The sequence below is a fragment of the Radicibacter daui genome (assembly GCA_030657355.1).
Taxonomy (GTDB): Bacteria; Pseudomonadota; Alphaproteobacteria; order Radicibacterales; family Radicibacteraceae; genus Radicibacter; species Radicibacter daui.
This window is the reverse complement of sequence record CP131056.1, coordinates 614,674-633,196: the sequence shown is the minus strand read 5'-3', so window position 1 is coordinate 633,196 and position 18,523 is coordinate 614,674. Positions and strand designations below refer to the sequence as shown.

The 18,523-nt window shown below is 64.7% G+C and carries 16 protein-coding genes; 4 read left to right on the top strand and 12 right to left on the bottom strand.

Going from position 1 to position 18,523, the window contains the following annotated elements:
• Window positions 1–41 precede the first annotated feature (41 nt).
• The 6 genes from QTL98_RS03015 to QTL98_RS02990 all read right to left on the bottom strand — a co-directional run bounded on the left by QTL98_RS03015 (window position 42) and on the right by QTL98_RS02990 (window position 7,201).
• The gene (locus tag QTL98_RS03015; RefSeq protein WP_445680748.1) at window positions 42–1,196 is read right to left on the bottom strand and encodes an FAD-binding oxidoreductase; all 1,155 of its coding nucleotides are present in this window, start codon (window positions 1,194–1,196) and stop codon (window positions 42–44) included.
• An 8-nt stretch (window positions 1,197–1,204) separates the two neighbouring features.
• Window positions 1,205–2,491, bottom strand: a complete 1,287-nt coding sequence (locus tag QTL98_RS03010; protein WP_445680747.1) for an aromatic ring-hydroxylating oxygenase subunit alpha — start codon at window positions 2,489–2,491, stop codon at window positions 1,205–1,207.
• Between the two features lie 68 nt (window positions 2,492–2,559).
• A complete protein-coding gene (glyA, locus tag QTL98_RS03005; RefSeq protein ID WP_445680746.1) occupies window positions 2,560–3,864 on the bottom strand; it encodes a serine hydroxymethyltransferase in 1,305 nt (434 codons plus the stop codon).
• Between the two features lie 156 nt (window positions 3,865–4,020).
• On the bottom strand, window positions 4,021–5,244 hold the full coding sequence (choV, locus tag QTL98_RS03000) for a choline ABC transporter ATP-binding protein (RefSeq protein WP_445680745.1): 1,224 nt from the start codon (window positions 5,242–5,244) through the stop codon (window positions 4,021–4,023).
• A 3-nt stretch (window positions 5,245–5,247) separates the two neighbouring features.
• Window positions 5,248–6,096 (bottom strand): choline ABC transporter permease subunit, encoded by an 849-nt coding sequence (gene choW, locus QTL98_RS02995; RefSeq protein WP_445680744.1) that lies wholly within the window; start codon window positions 6,094–6,096, stop codon window positions 5,248–5,250.
• Window positions 6,097–6,253: 157 nt separating this feature from the next.
• Window positions 6,254–7,201: a choline ABC transporter substrate-binding protein gene (locus QTL98_RS02990; RefSeq protein ID WP_445680743.1), complete on the bottom strand. Its 948-nt coding sequence runs from the start codon at window positions 7,199–7,201 to the stop codon at window positions 6,254–6,256.
• Window positions 7,202–7,507: 306 nt separating this feature from the next.
• Here QTL98_RS02990 and betI point away from each other — a divergent pair, with 306 nt between their 5' ends.
• The 3 genes from betI to betA are packed head-to-tail and all read left to right on the top strand — an operon-like array spanning window position 7,508 to window position 11,339.
• Window positions 7,508–8,149: a transcriptional regulator BetI gene (gene betI, locus QTL98_RS02985; RefSeq protein ID WP_445680742.1), complete on the top strand. Its 642-nt coding sequence runs from the start codon at window positions 7,508–7,510 to the stop codon at window positions 8,147–8,149.
• A complete protein-coding gene (gene betB, locus QTL98_RS02980; protein WP_445680741.1) occupies window positions 8,150–9,622 on the top strand; it encodes a betaine-aldehyde dehydrogenase in 1,473 nt (490 codons plus the stop codon).
• A 37-nt stretch (window positions 9,623–9,659) separates the two neighbouring features.
• Complete coding sequence (gene betA / locus QTL98_RS02975) at window positions 9,660–11,339, top strand: choline dehydrogenase (protein WP_445680740.1); 1,680 nt, start codon at window positions 9,660–9,662, stop codon at window positions 11,337–11,339.
• A gap of 188 nt (window positions 11,340–11,527) precedes the next feature.
• On the opposite strand, the gene QTL98_RS02970 is transcribed toward betA, so the two are convergent.
• The 4 genes from QTL98_RS02970 to QTL98_RS02955 form a co-directional block, all read right to left on the bottom strand.
• Window positions 11,528–12,772: a M20 family metallo-hydrolase gene (locus tag QTL98_RS02970; RefSeq protein ID WP_445680739.1), complete on the bottom strand. Its 1,245-nt coding sequence runs from the start codon at window positions 12,770–12,772 to the stop codon at window positions 11,528–11,530.
• A 153-nt stretch (window positions 12,773–12,925) separates the two neighbouring features.
• Window positions 12,926–13,540 carry a class I SAM-dependent methyltransferase gene (locus QTL98_RS02965; RefSeq protein ID WP_445680738.1) on the bottom strand — a complete coding sequence of 205 codons (615 nt, stop codon included), beginning with the start codon at window positions 13,538–13,540 and terminating at the stop codon, window positions 12,926–12,928.
• Between the two features lie 107 nt (window positions 13,541–13,647).
• The gene (locus QTL98_RS02960; RefSeq protein ID WP_445680737.1) at window positions 13,648–14,319 is read right to left on the bottom strand and encodes a helix-turn-helix domain-containing protein; all 672 of its coding nucleotides are present in this window, start codon (window positions 14,317–14,319) and stop codon (window positions 13,648–13,650) included.
• A gap of 32 nt (window positions 14,320–14,351) precedes the next feature.
• Complete coding sequence (locus QTL98_RS02955; protein WP_445680736.1) at window positions 14,352–15,293, bottom strand: LysR family transcriptional regulator; 942 nt, start codon at window positions 15,291–15,293, stop codon at window positions 14,352–14,354.
• 157 nt (window positions 15,294–15,450) lie between these two features.
• On the opposite strand from QTL98_RS02955, the gene QTL98_RS02950 reads away from it, so the two are divergent.
• Window positions 15,451–16,881: an MFS transporter gene (locus tag QTL98_RS02950; RefSeq protein WP_445680735.1), complete on the top strand. Its 1,431-nt coding sequence runs from the start codon at window positions 15,451–15,453 to the stop codon at window positions 16,879–16,881.
• A 3-nt stretch (window positions 16,882–16,884) separates the two neighbouring features.
• Here QTL98_RS02950 and QTL98_RS02945 read toward each other — a convergent pair whose 3' ends face one another.
• Both QTL98_RS02945 and QTL98_RS02940 read right to left on the bottom strand, forming a co-directional pair.
• Window positions 16,885–17,508, bottom strand: a complete 624-nt coding sequence (locus QTL98_RS02945) for a glutathione S-transferase family protein (RefSeq protein WP_510637544.1) — start codon at window positions 17,506–17,508, stop codon at window positions 16,885–16,887.
• 117 nt (window positions 17,509–17,625) lie between these two features.
• Window positions 17,626–18,459, bottom strand: coding sequence for a beta-keto acid cleavage family enzyme (locus tag QTL98_RS02940; RefSeq protein WP_445680733.1), 834 nt, complete (start codon window positions 18,457–18,459; stop codon window positions 17,626–17,628).
• Window positions 18,460–18,523: the final 64 nt, after the last annotated feature.

The window sequence follows — 18,523 nt, the reverse complement described above, 5'->3', positions numbered from 1 at the left end:
GCTGGTCGTTCAGTCGGGTCTGTCTTTGTTATTGTGGTGCTTCAGCGCTCGATCACGAGATCGCTGAGCGGTTTGGAGCAGCAGATCAGCACCATGCCCTGGTCGATCTCGCGCTGGCGGATGCCGCCGCCATGGTGCATCTCCACCTCGCCCGAGATCTTCTTGCTCTTGCAGGTACCGCACAGGCCCTTGGAGCAGGAGGACGGCAGGCGCATGCCGGCCTTGCGGGAGGCATCCAGCACCGACATGTCGGCCGGGCACTCGATGACCTTGCGCGAGCGGGTAAACTCCACCCGGAACACTGGCACATTCTGGGCGGGCGGGGTCGCCTCCATCACCGCTTCAGCGGCTGCCACTTCCTGCTTTTCGTCCGCGCTGAGAGCGGCGAAATCGAAGCTTTCCTCATGATGGTGCGCCATATCGAAGCCGGCTTCGGCCAGCATGGTGCGCACGGCCGCCATGAAGGGCGCCGGGCCGCAGACAAAGACTTCCCGCTCGGCAAAATCCGGTGCGATGAGGTGCAGCATGGCCAGGGAGAGCCGGCCACGATAACCGGACCAGCGCACGCCGGGACTTTCCGCCTCGCATACCGGTACGAAATTGAAGGCCGGCACCACTTCGGCCATCGTCTCCAGCTCGCGCCGGAAAATGATGTCGAGCGGAGAGCGCGCAGCATGGACGAAGGTGATATCAGCCCCCGTCCCCATGTCGAAGTGGCTGCGCGCCATCGACATGAGCGGGGTGATGCCGCTGCCGCCGGAAAGGAAAAGATATTTTCCCGCCGGATGGCGCCAGGAGGTGAATTCCCCCATCGGCCCGACGGCCTTGATCTCGCTGCCAACCTGGAGGTTGTCATGCAGCCAGTTGGAAACCGGGCCGCCCGGCACGCGCTTGACCGTGATGGAGATGGCGTGCGGGCGCGCCGGGGAGGAGGAGAGCGTGTAGCAGCGGTTGATGACCTCGCCCGCGATCTCCAGCTCCAGCGTGATGAACTGGCCGGCCTCATAGGCAAAACGGCGCGGCTCGCGCGGGGTGAAGACGAAGGTCTTCACATCCGCGGTTTCCGCCCGGATTTGCCGGCAGACAAGAATTTCATCCTCATCCGGGTTCCACAGCGGGGCTGCGGCATCCACAAGATGGCCGGACCCCGCAGCAGCGGAAGAAGCAGTGGAGGAGGAGGACGGGGCTTCGGCCATCGGCGTGCTTACTCTGCGGCGATGTGGAGGTGCGTCCGCATGCGGCCGACGTACCAGTTGATGAATTTTTCCACGAGCGTCTCGGTATTGGGCGAATAGGGCCCCGGCTCATAGGCAACGCTGGTGGCGCCCAGCTGGCAGAGGCCGACAAGGTCGCTGTCCTGCTGGTTGGTGGCCCGCCACACCGAGGTCAGATCCTCGACATTATAGTCCACGCCCTCGACCGCATCCTTGTGCACCAGCCACTTGGTACGCACGAGCGTGCGCCCGGCATCAAGCGGAATGGCGGTGAAGGTCACCACATGGTCGCTCATGAAATGGTGCCAGGAATTGGGCTGGGTCCAGAAGGACAGGCCGCCGAGCTTGGCTTCCGTGAGGTCGCCCAGCAGCTTCTTGCAGGCAACCTTGGTATCCATGGTCTGGCTTTCGCCATCGCCATCGAGCGGCATACGCTGGGTGCGGTAACCGCTGACGATGTCATCGAGATGATCGACCTCTCGCGCGGGGATGCCCTTGCTCTCCCACTCGGCGGTCATGTCGGCCACCAGCTTGTCGTAGCGGGCAGCCTGCTCGCGCTGGATATCGTCCATCTCTTCCGGCGCGAAGCCGTAGCTGTAGGCAAAGAGCGGAATGGTGAGTTCGGGATGGTTGCCGGTGCAGTGATAACACTCACGATTATTTTCCATCGTGAGCTTCCAGTTGCCCGGCTCGATCAGGTCGCTCTGGTGGGCGATCTTGCAGTTGGCGATCTGGTGCGGGGCGATATAGCCCTCCATCACCTTTGCCATCTCGTCAAAATCGGCCGGCGGCTCGTCGGCAAGGCAGATGAAGAGCAGGCCGGCGACATTGCGCAGATGAACCGGCTTCAGGCTGTGGCACTTGTGGTCGAAACTCGGCCCCATATGCTCGGCAAACACCAGATCGCCGGAGAGATTGTAAGTCCAGTGATGATAGCGGCACACGATATTGCCGACGCTGGTCTTCTCTTCCGTGATCAGGCGCGCACCGCGATGACGGCAGACATTGTGCCAGGCGCGCACCGACATATCGTCATCCCGGGCGATGATGACGGAGTTGGTGCCGATATCGATGGTCACGCAGTCGCCCGGCTCGGGGATGTCGGGCTCAACGCCGACATAGAGCCAGTGGCGCTTGAAGATGTGCTCGATATCCGCCTGGAAGATCTCCGGGCTGGTGTAGAACGGCGCCTCCAGGCTGTAGCCGGGGCGGCGGCGTTTCAGCAGTTCCTCGAGCGAGGGCCCCTCGGACGGGGCGGGATTGACCATGTCGAGCATTTTGTCGGTGCCTCCAGCGGGCGGTGAATACCGCTCCGGCCAGCCCCGGAGCGGCGCGTGGTTGAAACCTAGAACCCCGGATAGATGGGGAAACGGTGGCACAGATCCGCGACCCCGGCACGCACTGCGTCGTAGGCCGGTCCGTCCTCCTGCCCGCTGGCCAGCGCATCCAGCACGTCGCCGATGAGATCGGCGACACGGGCAAATTCCGCCGTGCCGAAGCCGCGCGTGGTGAGCGCGGGCGTACCAAGACGGATACCGGAGGTAATGGCCGGCTTTTCCGGGTCGAAGGGAATGCCGTTCTTGTTGCAGGTGATGCCGGCGCGATCGAGCGCATGCTCGGTTGCCTTGCCGGTGAGACCCTTGGGACGCAGATCGACCAGCATCAGATGGGTATCGGTGCCGCCCGAGACGATGGCGCAGCCGCGCGCCACGAGGCCGGCAGCCAGCGTGCGGGCATTTTCCACCACGCTTGCGGCATAGGCCGCAAAGTCCGGCCTGAGCGCTTCGCCGAAGGCAACGGCCTTGGCGGCGATGACATGCTCGAGCGGGCCGCCCTGAATGCCGGGGAAAACGGCGGAATTGAATTTCTTGGCGAGCGCTTCGTCATTGGTCAGCACAAGGCCGCCGCGCGGACCGCGCAGCGTCTTGTGGGTGGTGGAGGTCACCACATGGGCATGCGGCACCGGGCTCGGATGCACGCCGCCGGCAACAAGGCCGGCGAAATGCGCCATATCCACCATCAGATACGCCCCGACCTCATCGGCGATGGCGCGGAAGCGGGCAAAATCGATGACCCGCGGATAGGCTGACCCGCCGGCGATGATGAGCTTGGGCTGATATTCACGCGCCAGCGCAGCAACGGCGTCGTAGTCGATCAGCTGGGTTTCGGGATCGACGCCATAGGCGACCGGCTTGAACCAGCGGCCGGAGACCGTCGGCGCGGCGCCGTGGGTCAGATGCCCGCCATGGGCGAGGCCCATGCCGAGGATGGTGTCGCCCGGCTGCAGCAAGGCAAACAGCACCGTCATGTTGGCCTGCGCACCGGAGTGCGGCTGGACGTTGGCGAAACCGGCGCCGAAAAGTTCCTTCGCGCGGTCAATCGCCAACTGCTCCGTCACATCTACATGCTCGCAGCCGCCATAATAGCGCCGGCCGGGATAACCTTCCGCGTACTTGTTGGTAAGAACGGAGCCCTGGGCTTCCAGCACTGCCCGGGAGACGATGTTCTCCGAGGCGATGAGTTCCAGCTTTTCCTGCTGGCGGGAGAGTTCCGCCTGGATACCGGCGGCGACGGCCGGATCGGAAGCGGCGAGCGACGCGGTAAAGAAGCTACCGGTGGGAGCGGATTTGAGTGCGGAAACGGTAGCCATGGCGGGCTGCTCCTCAGTGCGGCGGAAGGGGATCGATACCCACGATCCTCACGCGGGCCCGCGGTTGCGGCGAGAAGGGCTGCGCCCAGCCGCTTGTACAAATGCGACGCGCGGAAGAGCCGGCCAACAAACTGGTTATGGCAAGGCCGTAAATGCTCATTGCGCAGCCACCATGTCGTCGCTGCGCAAGAGGCCGCGATAGATTTCCTCGTCCCCGCAAAGCCCCGCCAGACGGCCGAGCTGGTCGACCAGAACCACCGGGGATCCTGAATACTGGCGCAGGGCAATGGCGGCCCGCAGCTTGAGATCCAACGGCGCTACGACAACATCGCAGGCGGCCGGATCGGTACCGGCAAGGCCGGTTTCGCCATCGGCAACCACCAGCTGACCGGGACGGCCATCCAGCAGCACGCCTTGCGGGCGCCCCTCGGCATCGAGCGTCAGATGCACCTTGCCGCCGGCATCCAGAACCACGGCGTTGCCCTCGCGCGGCAGCGCCCCCACCGGTGTCATCACCGAATGGCCGCGCAGCACGTTGAGCGGATTAACGTGGCGCACGAACTCGGCGACATAGTCGTTGGAGGGACGCAGCAGGATATCCTCGGCCGTACCGGCCTGGACGATGCGCCCGTCCTGCATGATGGCGATGGTGTTGCCGAGCTTCATCGCCTCATCAAGATCGTGGCTGACGAAGATGATGGTCTTGTGCAGGCGCGCCTGCAGCTCCAGCAGCTCATCCTGCAGCTTGTCGCGGATCAGCGGGTCGAGTGCGGAGAACGGCTCGTCCATCAGCAGGATGTCAGCGTCGGTGGCAAAGGCGCGGGCAAGGCCGACACGCTGCTGCATGCCGCCCGAAAGCTCGTGCGCGTATTTATCGCCCCAGGGCGCAAGGCCGACCATGGCGAGTTTCTCATCGACGATGCGCTTGCGCTCGGCGGTAGTGACGCCGCGCAGCTCAAGCCCGAAGCCGACATTCTCGCGCACTGTGCGCCAGGGCAGCAGCGCAAAATGCTGGAAGACCATGGCGACGCCGGTGGTACGGACTTCGCGCAGCGCGGTTTCCGAGCAGCTCGCAACATCGACGGCAGCGCCCTGATGGGTCACTTCCACCGCGCCGCGGGAGACCTTATTAAGGCCATTGACCGCACGCAGCAGGGTGGACTTGCCGGAACCGGAGAGCCCCATCAGCACGCAAATTTCACCCCGGCGCACCGTGAGATTGACGCCCGCCGCGCCCAGCACACTGCCGGTCTTGTCAAAGATCTCCGAACGGGTGGCGCCGGCATCCAGCATGGCCAGCGCCTCACGGCTCTTGCCGAAGATGATGTCGACATCGCGGAATTCGACGGCGGCAGCAGAAGTAGAAGAGACGGTTTCCATCACTTACTTCCTCTTCGCAGGAGCGGGGCGCTTGCACAGGCGATCCAGCACGATGGCGAGGATGACGATGGCAAGGCCGGCTTCAAAGCCCATGGAGATGTTGACGGTATTGAGCGCGCGCACGACCGGTTTGCCAAGGCCGCCGGCACCAACCAGTGCCGAGATCACCACCATGGAGAGGCTGAGCATGATGCACTGGGTCACGCCGGCCATGATGGTGGGCAGCGCATGCGGCAGCTCGACCTTGAACAGGAGCTGGCGGCGCGTGGCGCCAAAGGCAAGCCCCGCCTCGTAAAGCTGCTTGGGCACGGAGGAGACGCCCAGATGCGTGAGACGGATCGGCGCGGGAATGGCGAAGATAACGGTGGAGATGAGGCCCGGCACGGTGCCAAGGCCAAACAGCACCAGCGTCGGGATCAGGTAGACGAAGGTGGGAATCGTCTGCATCAGGTCGAGCACCGGGCGGATGCCGATATAGAGCCAGGGCCGGTGGGCAGCCAGGATACCGATGGGCACGCCGATGAGGATGCACACGATGGTGGAGCAGGTAACGAGCGAGAGCGTCTCGATCGTCGCTTCCCAGTATCCGAGATTGGCCACCAGCAGGAGCGACAGCACGACGAAGACGACCAGCCAGGCCGAGCGGTGCATGAACCAGGCAAGGCCGGCAATCAGGGCGATGAGTACCAGGGCCGGCACCAGCATCAGCAGATGGGTGAGACCGTCAATCGTTGCCCCGAGAACGAGAGCCACAACATCGAAGAAGGCCTGGCCATGGTTGGTCAGGTAATCGATGAAATATTGCAGCCACCGCCCCAGCGGTATCTTGTTGCTCGCCAGCCAGTCGATCATCGCGCCCTCTTTTTGGGTCGGCCCCGCCCGCCATGGCGGCAGGGCGGGGCCGTTTCTTTTTGGGATGCGGGTATTTCAGGGGCTGCCCCGGCATCAGGCCCGACCTCTTGTGGCCGCCGGATACCGGGAACCGCCTCTCTTTCCTCGGAATCGCTCCTTAGAGGCCGAGGCTCTTCTTCACTGCCGCTTCGCCGGGCTCACCGGCGAAGGTGGTAACGCCGGCAAGCCAGCCGTCGAGCGCCGCCGGATTGGCCTTCAGCCAGTCCTTGGCCGCCACTTCCGGTGCCTTGCTGTCATCCAGAATGCCACCCATGACCTCGCTTTCCATCTTGAGGTCAAACTTCAGGTTGGCCAGCAGCTTGCCAACATTCGGGCAGGCTTCGGTGTAGCCCTTGCGCACGTTGGTGTAGACGGTGGCACCGCCATAGTCCGGGCCGAAGATGTCGTCGCCGCCCGACAGGTACTTCATGTCGAACTTGACGTTCATCGGGTGCGGCGCCCAGCCAAGGAACACGATGTCCTTGTTCTGGCGGGTCGCGCGGGCAACCTGCGCCAGCATGCCCTGCTCGGAGGATTCGACGAGCTTGAAGTCCTTGAGGCCGAACGTGTCGGCATCGATCATGCCCTGGATGAGGCGGTTGCCGTCATTGCCGGGCTCAATGCCGTAGATTTCGCCGTCGAGGCTGTCCTTGAACTTGGCGATATCGGCAAAGGACTTGAGACCCTTGTCGAAGGTGTAGCTCGGCACCGCCATGGTGTATTTGGCGCCCTCAAGGTTGGCCCCGAGAGACACGACGCTGCCATCATCCAGATACGGGCGGATGTCGGCTTCCATGGTCGGCATCCAGTTGCCGAGGAAGACGTCGATATCGCCGTTCTTGAGGCTGGTATAGGTGACCGGCACCGAAAGCACGTCGGACGTGGTCTGGTAACCAAGACCCTGCAGCACGACGGAGGTGAGCGCCGTGGTGGCGGTGATGTCTGTCCAGCCGACGTCGGAAAAACGCACGACGATGCAGCTGTCGGCTTCGGCGGCCGAGGCCTGGGAGGTTGCCGTGGCAGCAAAAAGAGCCGCCGCCAGCGGAATCATCAAAAGTTTCTTCATTCTGAGAAGGCTCCTGCTGTTCAAAGGCCGAGCGATACGATGCCGCTCGTGCTCATTTCATGACGGAGGCGCTTCTTGCCGATTCCCCGAACCCCGAGCGCCCTACTCTTAAATCGGCTCACAACCGCCATCCGTGGCGGGCTGCCGGGATTACGGTAAGACGATAGCCTTTTGTTGATTGACCGTTCAACTAAAAAACGGCAGGTTACGTGAAATCACCCGATCGACCGAAAGCGCAGCCGGCCTTGCCGGCGCGGGACGGAGCCCTTCGCGGCAGATTGTCACAAGCTTCGGAGTTTTGGCCCCATGCCCAAGGTCGGCATGCAGCCGATCCGCCGGCAACAGCTGATAGATGCCACCATCAGCTCGATCCACCGGCACGGATTCCAGGAAACCACGGTGCAGCGCATCGGGGCGGAGGCCGGTCTTAGCCCGGGCATCATCCATCATTATTTCGGCGGCAAGGAAGCGCTGCTGGAAGCCACCATGCGCTGGTTACTGGAAGAGCTGCGCCTTGACCTGAAGCAGCGGCTGGAAGGCGCCGCCAGCCCGCGCCAGCGGGTGGATGCGGTGCTGAGCGCCAACTTCGACCCGGTACAGTTCCGTCCGGACGTGCTGGCCGCCTGGTTGTCGCTGTGGTCGCAAGCTTCCTATACGCCGCCTCTTGCCCGCCTGCGCAATATCTACACCCGCCGCGCCCTCTCCAACCTTGCCGCCCCGCTGGGCCGGCTGGTCCCGCGGGACGCTGCGCGGCACATCGCCATTACACTGGTGGCACTGATCGACGGGTTCTGGCTGCGCGCCGCCCTCGGCGACGCCGACATCAAACCCGATCTGGTGCTGGAACTGGCACGCCGTACCGCTGACCTTGCCATTGCCGATGCGCTCGCGGCCGCACCCGCCGCTACAAAACCCACACCCCACGCTGCCGAAGAAGGAAGGGACTGAATGGTCCAGCCCCGCATCATCCGCTCCTACATCAATGGTGCCGATTATACGGCGACCAGCGGCGAGGTTTTTGCCGATATCAACCCGGCCACCGGCGAGACCATTGCCGAGGTGGAGCAGGCAAGCGCCGCCGACGTGGAGATTGCCGTGGCCGCCGCGAAGGCCGCCTTCAAGGAATGGTCTGGCATGACCGGCGCCCAGCGCGGCCGCATCCTGCGCAAGGCCGCCGACATCCTGCGGGCCAATAATGACGAGATTGCCCGGCTGGAAGTGCTGGACACCGGCAAGCCGATTTCAGAAGCGCTGGTGGTGGACGTCGCCTCCGGCGCGGATTGCCTTGAATATTTCGGCGGCATTGCCGCTGCCATCCATGGCGAACATGTCGACCTTGGCGGACAGGCCTTTGCCTATACGCGGCGCGAGGCGCTGGGGGTGTGCGTCGGCATTGGCGCCTGGAACTATCCGGTGCAGATCGCCTGCTGGAAGGCGGCGCCGGCGCTTGCCTGCGGCAACACCATGGTCTTCAAACCCTCGGAGATGACCCCGGCGACAGCCATTTGCCTTGCCGAGGCGCTGACCGAAGCCGGCGCCCCTCCGGGCGTCTTCAACGTCATCCAGGGTGACCGCCGGGCCGGGCAGATGCTGGTGCGCCATCCGGATGTTGCCAAGGTCTCGCTCACCGGCGAAGTGGGCACCGGCCGCATCATCATGGGCGATGCCGCCCGCACGCTGAAGCATGTGACGATGGAGCTGGGCGGCAAATCCCCGCTCATCGTCTTTGCCGATGCCGACATCGAAAACGCCGTTTCGGCGACGCTGAACGCCAATTTCTACACCCAGGGCGAAATCTGCTCCAACGGCACCCGCGTGTTCGTGGAAAAGAGCATCAGCGCGGCCTTCCAGAAGCGGCTGGCCGAGCGCACGGCCAAGCTGAAGATCGGCGACCCGCTGGATCCGGAAACGCATGTAGGCGCGCTTATCAGCGAAGGCCATATGCACAAGGTGCTGGGCTATATCGAGAAGGGCAAGGCCGAGGGTGCGACACTGGTGTGCGGCGGAAACCGTGCCAGCGGCGCCGGGCTCGATGCCGGCTATTTCGTCGAACCCACCATCTTTGCCGCCTGCCGTGACGATATGAGCATCGTGGCGGAGGAGATTTTCGGGCCGGTGCTGTCGCTGCTGGAGTTCGAGAGCGAGGAGGAGGTGGTGGCCCGCGCCAACGACACCGAATTCGGCCTTGCCGCCGGTGTCTTTACCCGCGATCTCGCCCGCGCCCACCGGGTGGTGGCGAAGCTGGAAGCCGGCACCTGCTGGATCAACAACTACAACATCACCCCCATCGAAGTGCCGTTCGGCGGGGTCAAGCAGTCCGGTATCGGGCGCGAGAACGGCCTTGCCGCCATCAACCACTACAGCCAGCTGAAGTCGGTTTATGTCGAGCTGGGCGACGTCGCCACCGGCTATCCGCTCTGATCCGCCTTACTGAGCCAGAAAAGGGAGTTGCCGCCCGATGACGACGACCGCTGCCCGCTATGACGCCGAGAGCTACGACTACATCATCATCGGCGCCGGGTCGGCCGGCTGCGTGCTGGCCAACCGGCTGAGCGAGGACCCGTCCGTCAAGGTTCTGCTGCTGGAAGCCGGCCCGCGCGACCGGGCCTGGGACTGGCGCATCCATATGCCGGCCGCCCTCAGCTATCCCATGAACGGCACCACCTATAACTGGGATTTCCACACCACCCCGCAGCCGCATATGGACGGGCGCAGCCTGCACTGCCCGCGCGGCCGGGTGCTGGGCGGCTCCAGCTCCATCAACGGCATGGTGTTTGTGCGCGGCAATGCCGGGGATTTCGACTTCTGGGCCGAGGACAGCGGCTACCAGCACTGGGATTACGCACATTGCCTGCCCTATTTCCGGCGCATGGAAACGGCGGCGCGCGGCGCGGATGACTGGCGCGGCGGTGACGGGCCGCTGCATGTGGCGACCGGCGCCGCCGAGGGTGCACTGTTCGAAGCCTGGCTGGAAGCCGGCCAGCAGGCCGGCCATGCCTTTACCGAGGATTATAACGGCTGGCGGCAGGAGGGTGTCTGCCGCTTCGACATGACGGTGAAGGACGGCAAGCGCTGGTCCAGCGCGCAGGCCTTCCTGCATCCGGCGATGAGCCGGCCGAACCTCAAGGTGGTCACCGGCGCACTGACCGAACGTGTGCTGACCAGCGGCAACCGGGCGGAGGGCGTTGCCTTCATCGCCGGCGGGGAACGCCGCAGCGTGCGCGCCGAGCGCGAGGTTATCCTTTCCGCCGGTTCCATCGGATCCCCGCACCTGCTCATGCTCTCCGGCATCGGCCCGGCCGACCAGTTGCGGGCAAAGGGCGTCGATGTGGTGCTGGACCTGCCGGGCGTAGGCGAAAACCTGCAGGACCATCTGGAAATCTATCTCCAGCATGGCTGCCGCCAACCCGTTAGCCTCTATTCGGTGATGAACCCGCTCGCCAAGGCGATGATCGGCGCACGTTGGCTGCTGACCCATAGCGGCAAGGGCGCGACCAATCATTTCGAGGCCGGCGCCTTCTACCGCTCGGACAGCGATGTTTCCTATCCGGACATCCAGTGCCACTTCCTGCCGCTGGCAGTGAATTACGACGGCTCCAACGCCGTGAAGGAACATGGTTATCAGGTCCACACCGGCCCGATGCGTTCGGAAAGCCGGGGAACCATTCGTCTGGCGAGCGCCGACCCGAAGGCGGCACCGCTCATCGACTGCAACTATATGAGCCGCGAGAGCGACTGGCAGGACTGGCGCAAGGCCATCCGCCTTGCCCGCGAGATTTTTGCCCAGAAAGCCTTCGAGAAGCTGGATGCCGGCGAGCTCAGCCCCGGCCCGGATGCAAGCAGCGACAGCGACATCGATGCCTTCGTGCGCGCCAATGCCCAGAGCGCCTATCACCCCTCCTGCTCGTGCAAGATGGGTTCGGACAAGATGGCGGTCGTGGATGGCGAACTGCGGGTGCATGGCATTGAGGGCCTGCGCGTCGTCGACAGCTCGATCATGCCGCGCATCACCAACGGCAATCTCAACGCCCCGAGCATCATGATCGGCGAACGCGGCGCCGACTTCGTGCGCGGCCAGAAGCTGCCGGCGGCAACGGCCCAGCCCTATCGCACCGTAGCAAGCGTGGCGGCGCAGTAGGAGGCATCAGTAATCTGCTGCGAAACCACTGCGGCCCACATCCCCATCCGCTGCTCCGCAGCACCTTCCCCAAAAATTGGGTAAGGATTCCAGCGCTTTATTCCTTCTCCACGCCAGTGGAGAAGGTGCCGCGAAGCGGCGGATGAGGGTAATGACCGTAAGCCGGCGAAGGCTTTGACTGACCCTTCTCACACCCCGGCGAACCGCTCGTCATAAGCGAGCACGGCACTCAGCAGCACCTGCGCACCGGCGGCGCATTCTTCCAGCGTCGAGCTCTCCGCTTCATTGTGGCTGAGGCCATCCTTGCAGGGCACGAAGATCATCGTCGTCGGCGCGATGCGGGCGATGTAGGCGGCGTCATGGCCTGCGCCAGAGACGATATCGCGGGAGGCGAAACCGGCCTTTTCGGCACCGGCCCGCACGGCCGCGATACAGTCCGGATCGAACTTCACCGCCGGGCTGTTCCAAACCGGCGTCAGCACGATCTCGAGCCCGCGTTCGGCGGCCACAGCGGCAACCTTTTCCTTGAGCGCGGCTTCCATCACATCCAGCACGGCATCGTCAGGGTGGCGGAAATCGACGGTGAAGAAGACTTCGCCGGGGATGACGTTGCGCGAGTTGGGCTTGACCTCGACAAGGCCGACGGTGCCGACACCGGGCAGATTGTCGAAGGCAATGGCGTCGATGGCGTCGATGAGGCGGGTAGCGCCCAGGAGCGCATTCTTGCGCATGGTCATCGGGGTGGAGCCGGTGTGGGCATCACGGCCCGTCACCACGACCTCGTACCAGCGCATGCCCTGCACACCCTGGACGACACCAATCATTTTTTCTTCGGCCTCCAGGATCGGCCCCTGCTCGATGTGCAGCTCAAAGAACGCACCGAGCTTGTGGCCACCGGCCTTTTCGGTGCCACGATAGCCAATCCGGTCCAGCTCGCTGCCGAAGCTGATGCCCTCACGGTCCTCGCGGCTGTCAGCAAACTCACGGGTAAAGACACCGGCAAAAACACCGGAGGCCAGCATGGCCGGGGCGTAACGCGAGCCTTCCTCGTTGGTCCAGTTGATCAGCTCGATGGGGGCGTTGGTCTCATACCCCGCTTCATGCAGCGTCTTGAGCGCTTCCAGCGCACCGAGCACGCCCAGAACGCCATCGAACTTGCCGCCGGTCGGCTGGGTGTCGAGGTGGCTGCCAAGCGCGATGGGCGGCAGATCGCTGCGTTTGCCGGGGCGGCGGGCGAACATGTTGCCGACCTCATCCAGCGTGACCGTGCAACCCAGCGCCTCGCATTCCTTGCGGAACCAATCGCGCACCGCCTTGTCCTCATCGGTCAGCGTCAGGCGCTTGATACCGCCCTTGGCCGTACCGCCGAACGCCGCGGTTTCCATCAGCATGTCCCAGAGACGCTGCGGATTGATGGTGAGATTGCTGATCATCGCCCCGTTTTCCTGTCCATTTGGTCAAGTTTTATGGAAGGAGGCTGCGCCGCCAGCCGCGCCCCGTCAAGGCCCGGAGGCGGAGGAAATGGCAAGAAATTAAACAGAAAAGAACGAGAGGCCCCGGATGCCCAAAGGAGAGGCAAAAACCTCTCAGGCTGCCGGGTTCCCGGCCGGTGCGGCCAGAGCGGGCGGCGGCACCTTGCGGCTGATGCGATAGACGCTGGCCGGCGGGAAATTGAGCAGCGCAAAACCCATGCGCTCGGCCTTCAGGCCATGATGCGCCAGGATTTCCGGCTTCACCGGACAGGTCAGGCCATAAGTGAACTGATAAAGCGCCGCCTCCGCCCCCAGCTGGCGGAAAACACCGGCAATGATGCGTTCAACGAGCGGGTCGGGCAGCGAGAGGAACGGCAGGCCACTGACGACGGCACCCGCCTTGCGGCCGGGAAAAACATCAATGGTGGCGAGCAGGCCGGCATTGACGCGCTCTAGGCGCAGATGCGGGAAACGTTTGGCAATGAGATCGGCGAACAGCGGGTTGATCTCATAAAGCGCAATATCTTTAGGCGCCACGCCGCGGGCCAGCAGTTCGGCCGTAAACACACCGGTACCCGGCCCAAGCTCGATGACCGGTCCGGTGGTCGCGGAAATTTCGCGGGTGATAAGCCGGGCAAGGCTCTTGCTCGACGGGATCACGGAACCAACCTTGGACGGCCGGCGCAGCCAGCCCCAGAAAAAGGTCAGAACATCCGCTGCCGATCCCATTTCCACCCCTGAATTTCTTATGGACGCAGAGTGATTATACCAGAGGCAATATGGCGCGCAGAAGACGGTAGTTGCCCTGCGTCATCTGGTACCAGAAACACGGCTTTTCAACCGGCCCCGCCACGCCGGTGGATGGCCCGCGAAATGGCCGGGCCGGTCGCCGGCGCGGGCGTAAGCGCGTCACCGAACACATCCATGGTGCAGGTATGGAAGATGGTAGCTGGCTGCCGGGTGTGATTCCAGCTGACATGGCGCAGGGTGGACGGGAAATGAGCGGAATCGCCCGCCTCCAGGATCGTGCGCTCCCCTTCGATCTCCAGTGTCAGCGCACCGTCGATGACATAGAAGATCTCTTCGCCGTCATGCGCCATCGGCTCGCTGCGCACACCGGGCGGTTCGTGGATGAGGGTGCTGCGCAGCACATTGCCGGGAAAGCGCGCCGAAAGCCGCTCATAGGTTGCGGCATCGCCGCCGATGCCGGCCAGACCGAAAACAGGCCGTTGCTGGTGGCGCGAGACGGTCGGCGCGGGCGCCGGCGCGAAGAAAGTGCCGACCTCGACCCGCAGCACCCGGCACACCGCCACCAATGACGTCAGCGAGGGTATGGTAATGCCGCGCTCGATCTGCGAGATGAAGCCGACGGAAAAACCGGCGCCATCCGCCACCTCCTTGAGGGTGAGTTTCAGCTGCTTGCGGCGCGCACGCAGCCGCTCCCCAAGAGGCCCAAGCCCCTTTTCCCCCACCTTCCCGCTGACGTCCTGCTCGCTCGCCCCGGTCAATCCAGCTCCCTGACACCGCTTTTTAGTATTTCTTAAAGTGCGGCTTCGCCCTCTGCCGGGTCAAGCGGGCCGGCCTTCTTCGCTTCGGCCAGACAAACCTCCCGCACGAGAGCCCGCAGCCAGCGATGCGCAGGGTCGGCGTCGAGGCGCGGATGCCACAATAACGAGACTGCAAGCTCCGGCAGGTCGAGCGGCAGGGCAAAACTGACGAGCCCCTCACGCTGGCGCAGCGTGTGGCGCGCCGGCACGGAGGCCACAAGGTCACTTTCGGCCGCCAGCGCCACCGCGATGGAAAAGCCGCTGACGATCGTCGCAATCTGCCGTCTAAGGCCCAGCCCGCCCAGTGCCTCATCAATCGGCCCGCCACCGGAAGCCCGGCGCGAGACAAGGATGTGGCGGGCGGCAGCGTAACGCTGCGGCGTAACCTCGCGCGCAACCAGCGGATGGCCGGCCCGCGCCACACCAACGAAACGATCGCGGAACAGCGCCTGTGTCTTGATCTCCGGCCCGGTGGAGCCGCCGACAACGCCGACTTCCATATCGGCGGAGCCATCCCGCAGCGGCCCGCTTTCCTTGGCGGGCTTGGAGAGGAAATGCAGCCGGACGGCCGGCGCCTGTGCCGACAGGCGGGCCATCAATGGCGCGCCGAAATTCTGCACGAAGCCTTCATGGCAGCGTAGGGAGAAGGTGCGGCGCAGGCGTGCCGGATCCAGCACCTCTACCGGGCGCAGCACGGCACCGGCTTCTTCCACCAAGGGGCTGATCCGGCCGCGCAGCTCCAGCGCCCGCGGGGTCGCCACGAGGCCTCGCCCGGCTCTTACCAGCAGCGGGTCTCCGGTGACGGCGCGAAGACGTGCCAGCGCCCTGCTCATGGCCGAAGGGCTGAGTTGCAGCCGCTTCGCCGCCCGCGCCACGCTGCCTTCCTGCAGCAGGACATCCAGTGTGATCAGCAGGTTAAAGTCGGGATAGGCCATCATATCCGCCCGCAGTGAAGACCCTTTTACCTCATGAGATGGCGTTTGGTGCAGCAATTCAATGCAAATGCTGCGTCTTCTGCACTTTATGGCGTTGTAACTACGCTCCCGGTTGCATGCCGGCTTATGCCGGCCCTTCCAGGAGAGCGCCGTTACCATGCCCCCCGATTTTGAAAGAACAGCCCACCCGGCCCGGCAAAAATCTGGCAGCACCGGCTGGGCACTTGCCAGCCTCGGTCTTTCCAGCCTGCTGGCCGCACTGGGCACCAGCATCGCCAATGTCGGCCTGCCCGCATTCCAGACTGCCTTTGCCGCCCCCTTCGCCGCCGTGCAGTGGGTGGTGCTGTCCTATCTGCTGGCGATGACGACGCTGGTGGTGAGCGCCGGGCGGCTGGGAGACATGCTGGGCCACCGGCGCCTGCTGCTGGCGGGCATCTTCCTTTTCGCGCTGGCGTCCTTGCTCTGCGCCGCGGCGCCAACGCTGCCGCTGCTGGTTGTTGCCCGCGCCCTGCAGGGACTGGGCGCCGCCGTGATGATGGCATTGGCGATGGCGCTGGTCAGCGAGACAGTGCCAGCCGGGCGTACCGGCAGCGCCATGGGCCTGCTGGGAACCTTGTCGGCTGTCGGCACCGCACTTGGCCCTTCAGCCGGCGGGCTGCTGCTGGCGAGCAGCGCCGGCTGGCGCGGCCTCTTCATCGTTATGGTGCCGGCAGCACTGCTGACGCTGGTACTGGTGTGGCGGCGGGTGCCGGGGAAAGCGCTGGCCGCCGGCAAGGCGCGCCCCCGCTTTGACCGGGCCGGGACTGCCGTGCTGGCAGGCAGCCTTGCAGCCTACGCGCTGGCCATGACCCTCGGGCGGCATGATTTTACCGGCACGGCCCTGCCGTTGCTCGCAGCGGCGCTGGCAGGCGCAGGGCTGTTCCTTTTCATCGAATCCCGGACGGAGGCGCCATTGATCCGGCTGGAGGCAATCGGGCGCCCCGTCATTGGCAGCGGGCTCGTCGCCAGCTTCCTCGTCTCGGCGGTGATGATGGCAACGCTGGTGGTTGGCCCCTTCCATCTCGCCCGCGCGCTGGGACTTTCCGCGGCCCTGACCGGTATCGCCCTGTCCACCGGGCCCGTTGTTGCGGCTCTCGCGGGCGTGCCGGCGGGGCGGCTGGTGGACCGGTTCGGCAGCCGGCGGATGAGCCTTGCCGGCCTGACAGTCATGATCGCGGGTACCGGCGGCCTCGGCTTCATTCCGCAAAGCCTGGGGACAGCCGGTTATCTCTGCCCGCTCGCCTTACTGACGGCCGGCTATGCGCTGTTCCAGGCTGCCAACAACACCGGCGTGATGGCCGGCATCGGGCCATCGGAAAAAGGCGCGGTCTCCGGACTGCTGACCCTGTCGCGCAATCTCGGCCTCATCACCGGCGCCACGGCGATGGGCGCCCTGTTTGCCCTCGCCGCGGGCACGGAAGCCATCAGCACGGCGGCACCGGCAGCGGTTGCCGCCGGCACACGCCTTACTTTTCTGGCCGGACTGGGGCTGGTTGGCCTTGCCCTTGCTGCCCTGCTGGCGGACGGACGCCGGCACCGGGAAAACTGAGCCTCAGGCCCCGAGACCCGGACCAAAGCGACGGAAGCCCGGACGTTCGCCGAGCGCCCTGTAATAGGCCGCCACCAGCGGAAGGTCCGGGCGCTCCATCGGCGTCAGCATCCAGCGATTGGTCGAAAGCCCGATGACGATATCGGCCAGCGCGAAGTGCGGGCCGGCAACATAACCGCCAGTCTTGCCAAGCTGTTCTTCAAGGATGCGCATGTGTTTTGCCCAGCCGTCGATCCCTGCGGCGATGGCTGCCGGGTCCTGATGCGCCGGGCTCTGACGCACCCGCGCCATGAAGACATAGCGCCAGCTGTTGTTAAGCTCGCCCGCCTGCCAGTCCATCCACTGCTCGACATGGGCCCGCGCGGCAGGACTGGCCGGCAGCAGATCTTCGCGGCCCGTGCGGGCAGTGAGGTAGCGGCAGATGGTGTTCGATTCCCACAGCACCTCGTCGCCATCCACCAGCACCGGCACCAGCCCGTTGGGATTGAGCGCCAGGAATTCGGGCGTGCGGGTGGAGCGAATGTCGCCGCCCCATTCCTCGCTCTCCAGGGCAAGGCCAAGCTCCTCGGCCAGCCACAGCACCTTGCGGACATTCATGGAGGAGTGACGGCCAAGCAGTTTCATGATGGAGCGGGCCCCTGCGGATTACCGGCAACAAACGCCGCAGCTTAGCGGTTTTGGCACCGGGGTAAATCGGGTGCGCAAGGCTGCGGCGGGAAGCCCCGCCAAAGGCCGGGAGCGAGATCAGCCGAAAGCCCGCGCCCGCCAGGAACCGGCGTCGGCCGTCTCCAGCCCGCAGGCCCGAAGCGCCCCGACCGTTGCGGCCACAAGAGCCTGATTGTTCGCCGCCACCTGCCCGTCAGGCAGCAGGCGGTTATTCTCGAACCCTACACGCACATGCCCGCCCAGCAGGGCGGCCGCCGTAACGCAGGCTGTCTCATGCCGCCCGAAAGCACAGGTGCTCCAGTGGCTGAACGGGCTGCCTCCGGAAGCAAGGAAGGGCAAGAGATCCGCCGGGCTCGACGTCTGGCCGGCCACATAGCGCCCAAGCACATAAAGCACCGGGATATCGTCCCAAGGAATAAGGCCCCGCTTTTTCAACCCGGCCAGCCGCTCCGCCTCCTCCGGCGCATAAAGGATGATCTGCGGCAGCACATTTTCCTGCTTCATCCACACCAGGAGGTCGGCGAACGCCGGCTCTTCCGCAGCATCGGGTACCAGTTCGCGTAGCGCCAGCGAAACTGCCTCCGGCCTTGTTGCCCGCACGACCGCCCTTTGCTCGGCAGGAGAATAGAGGCCCAGCGCCTCGCTGGTGATCTGGATAACCAGCCGCTCCCCCACTTCCGCCCGGATGGCCGCGATTACCTGCCGGTAGGCATCGGCATCAAGCAGATGGCGGTCTTCGCCATTGCGGACATGCACATGGATCATCGAGGCGCCGGCCTCAAGACATTCGGCGGCCGTGCGCGCCAGTTCCGGCGCGCCCAGCGGCAGGGCCGGATGATCGGCCCTGGTCAGCCGCCCCCCGTTAGGGGCGACGGCGACAGCTGTAGGCAAAGGCAACCCGGTGGCGGTCATGGCAGGAGGCATCCCGATATGATTCATATGAATCACAAATAATCACTTTGATCCAAGTGTTGCA

Excerpts from the sequence above, each read along its gene's own strand:
- choV (WP_445680745.1), bottom strand. The coding sequence starts at position 5,244 with ATGGAAACCGTCTCTTCTACTTCTGCTGCCGCCGTCGAATTCCGCGAT.
- QTL98_RS02970 (WP_445680739.1), bottom strand. The coding sequence starts at position 12,772 with ATGATCAGCAATCTCACCATCAATCCGCAGCGTCTCTGGGACATGCTG.
- QTL98_RS03015 (WP_445680748.1), bottom strand. The coding sequence starts at position 1,196 with ATGGCCGAAGCCCCGTCCTCCTCCTCCACTGCTTCTTCCGCTGCTGCG.
- betA (WP_445680740.1), top strand. The coding sequence starts at position 9,660 with ATGACGACGACCGCTGCCCGCTATGACGCCGAGAGCTACGACTACATC.
- glyA (WP_445680746.1), bottom strand. The coding sequence starts at position 3,864 with ATGGCTACCGTTTCCGCACTCAAATCCGCTCCCACCGGTAGCTTCTTT.
- QTL98_RS03010 (WP_445680747.1), bottom strand. The coding sequence starts at position 2,491 with ATGCTCGACATGGTCAATCCCGCCCCGTCCGAGGGGCCCTCGCTCGAG.
- betB (WP_445680741.1), top strand. The coding sequence starts at position 8,150 with ATGGTCCAGCCCCGCATCATCCGCTCCTACATCAATGGTGCCGATTAT.
- QTL98_RS02965 (WP_445680738.1), bottom strand. The coding sequence starts at position 13,540 with ATGGGATCGGCAGCGGATGTTCTGACCTTTTTCTGGGGCTGGCTGCGC.
- betI (WP_445680742.1), top strand. The coding sequence starts at position 7,508 with ATGCCCAAGGTCGGCATGCAGCCGATCCGCCGGCAACAGCTGATAGAT.
- choW (WP_445680744.1), bottom strand. The coding sequence starts at position 6,096 with ATGATCGACTGGCTGGCGAGCAACAAGATACCGCTGGGGCGGTGGCTG.
- QTL98_RS02940 (WP_445680733.1), bottom strand. The coding sequence starts at position 18,459 with ATGACCGCCACCGGGTTGCCTTTGCCTACAGCTGTCGCCGTCGCCCCT.
- QTL98_RS02990 (WP_445680743.1), bottom strand. The coding sequence starts at position 7,201 with ATGAAGAAACTTTTGATGATTCCGCTGGCGGCGGCTCTTTTTGCTGCC.
- QTL98_RS02950 (WP_445680735.1), top strand. The coding sequence starts at position 15,451 with ATGCCCCCCGATTTTGAAAGAACAGCCCACCCGGCCCGGCAAAAATCT.
- QTL98_RS02955 (WP_445680736.1), bottom strand. The coding sequence starts at position 15,293 with ATGGCCTATCCCGACTTTAACCTGCTGATCACACTGGATGTCCTGCTG.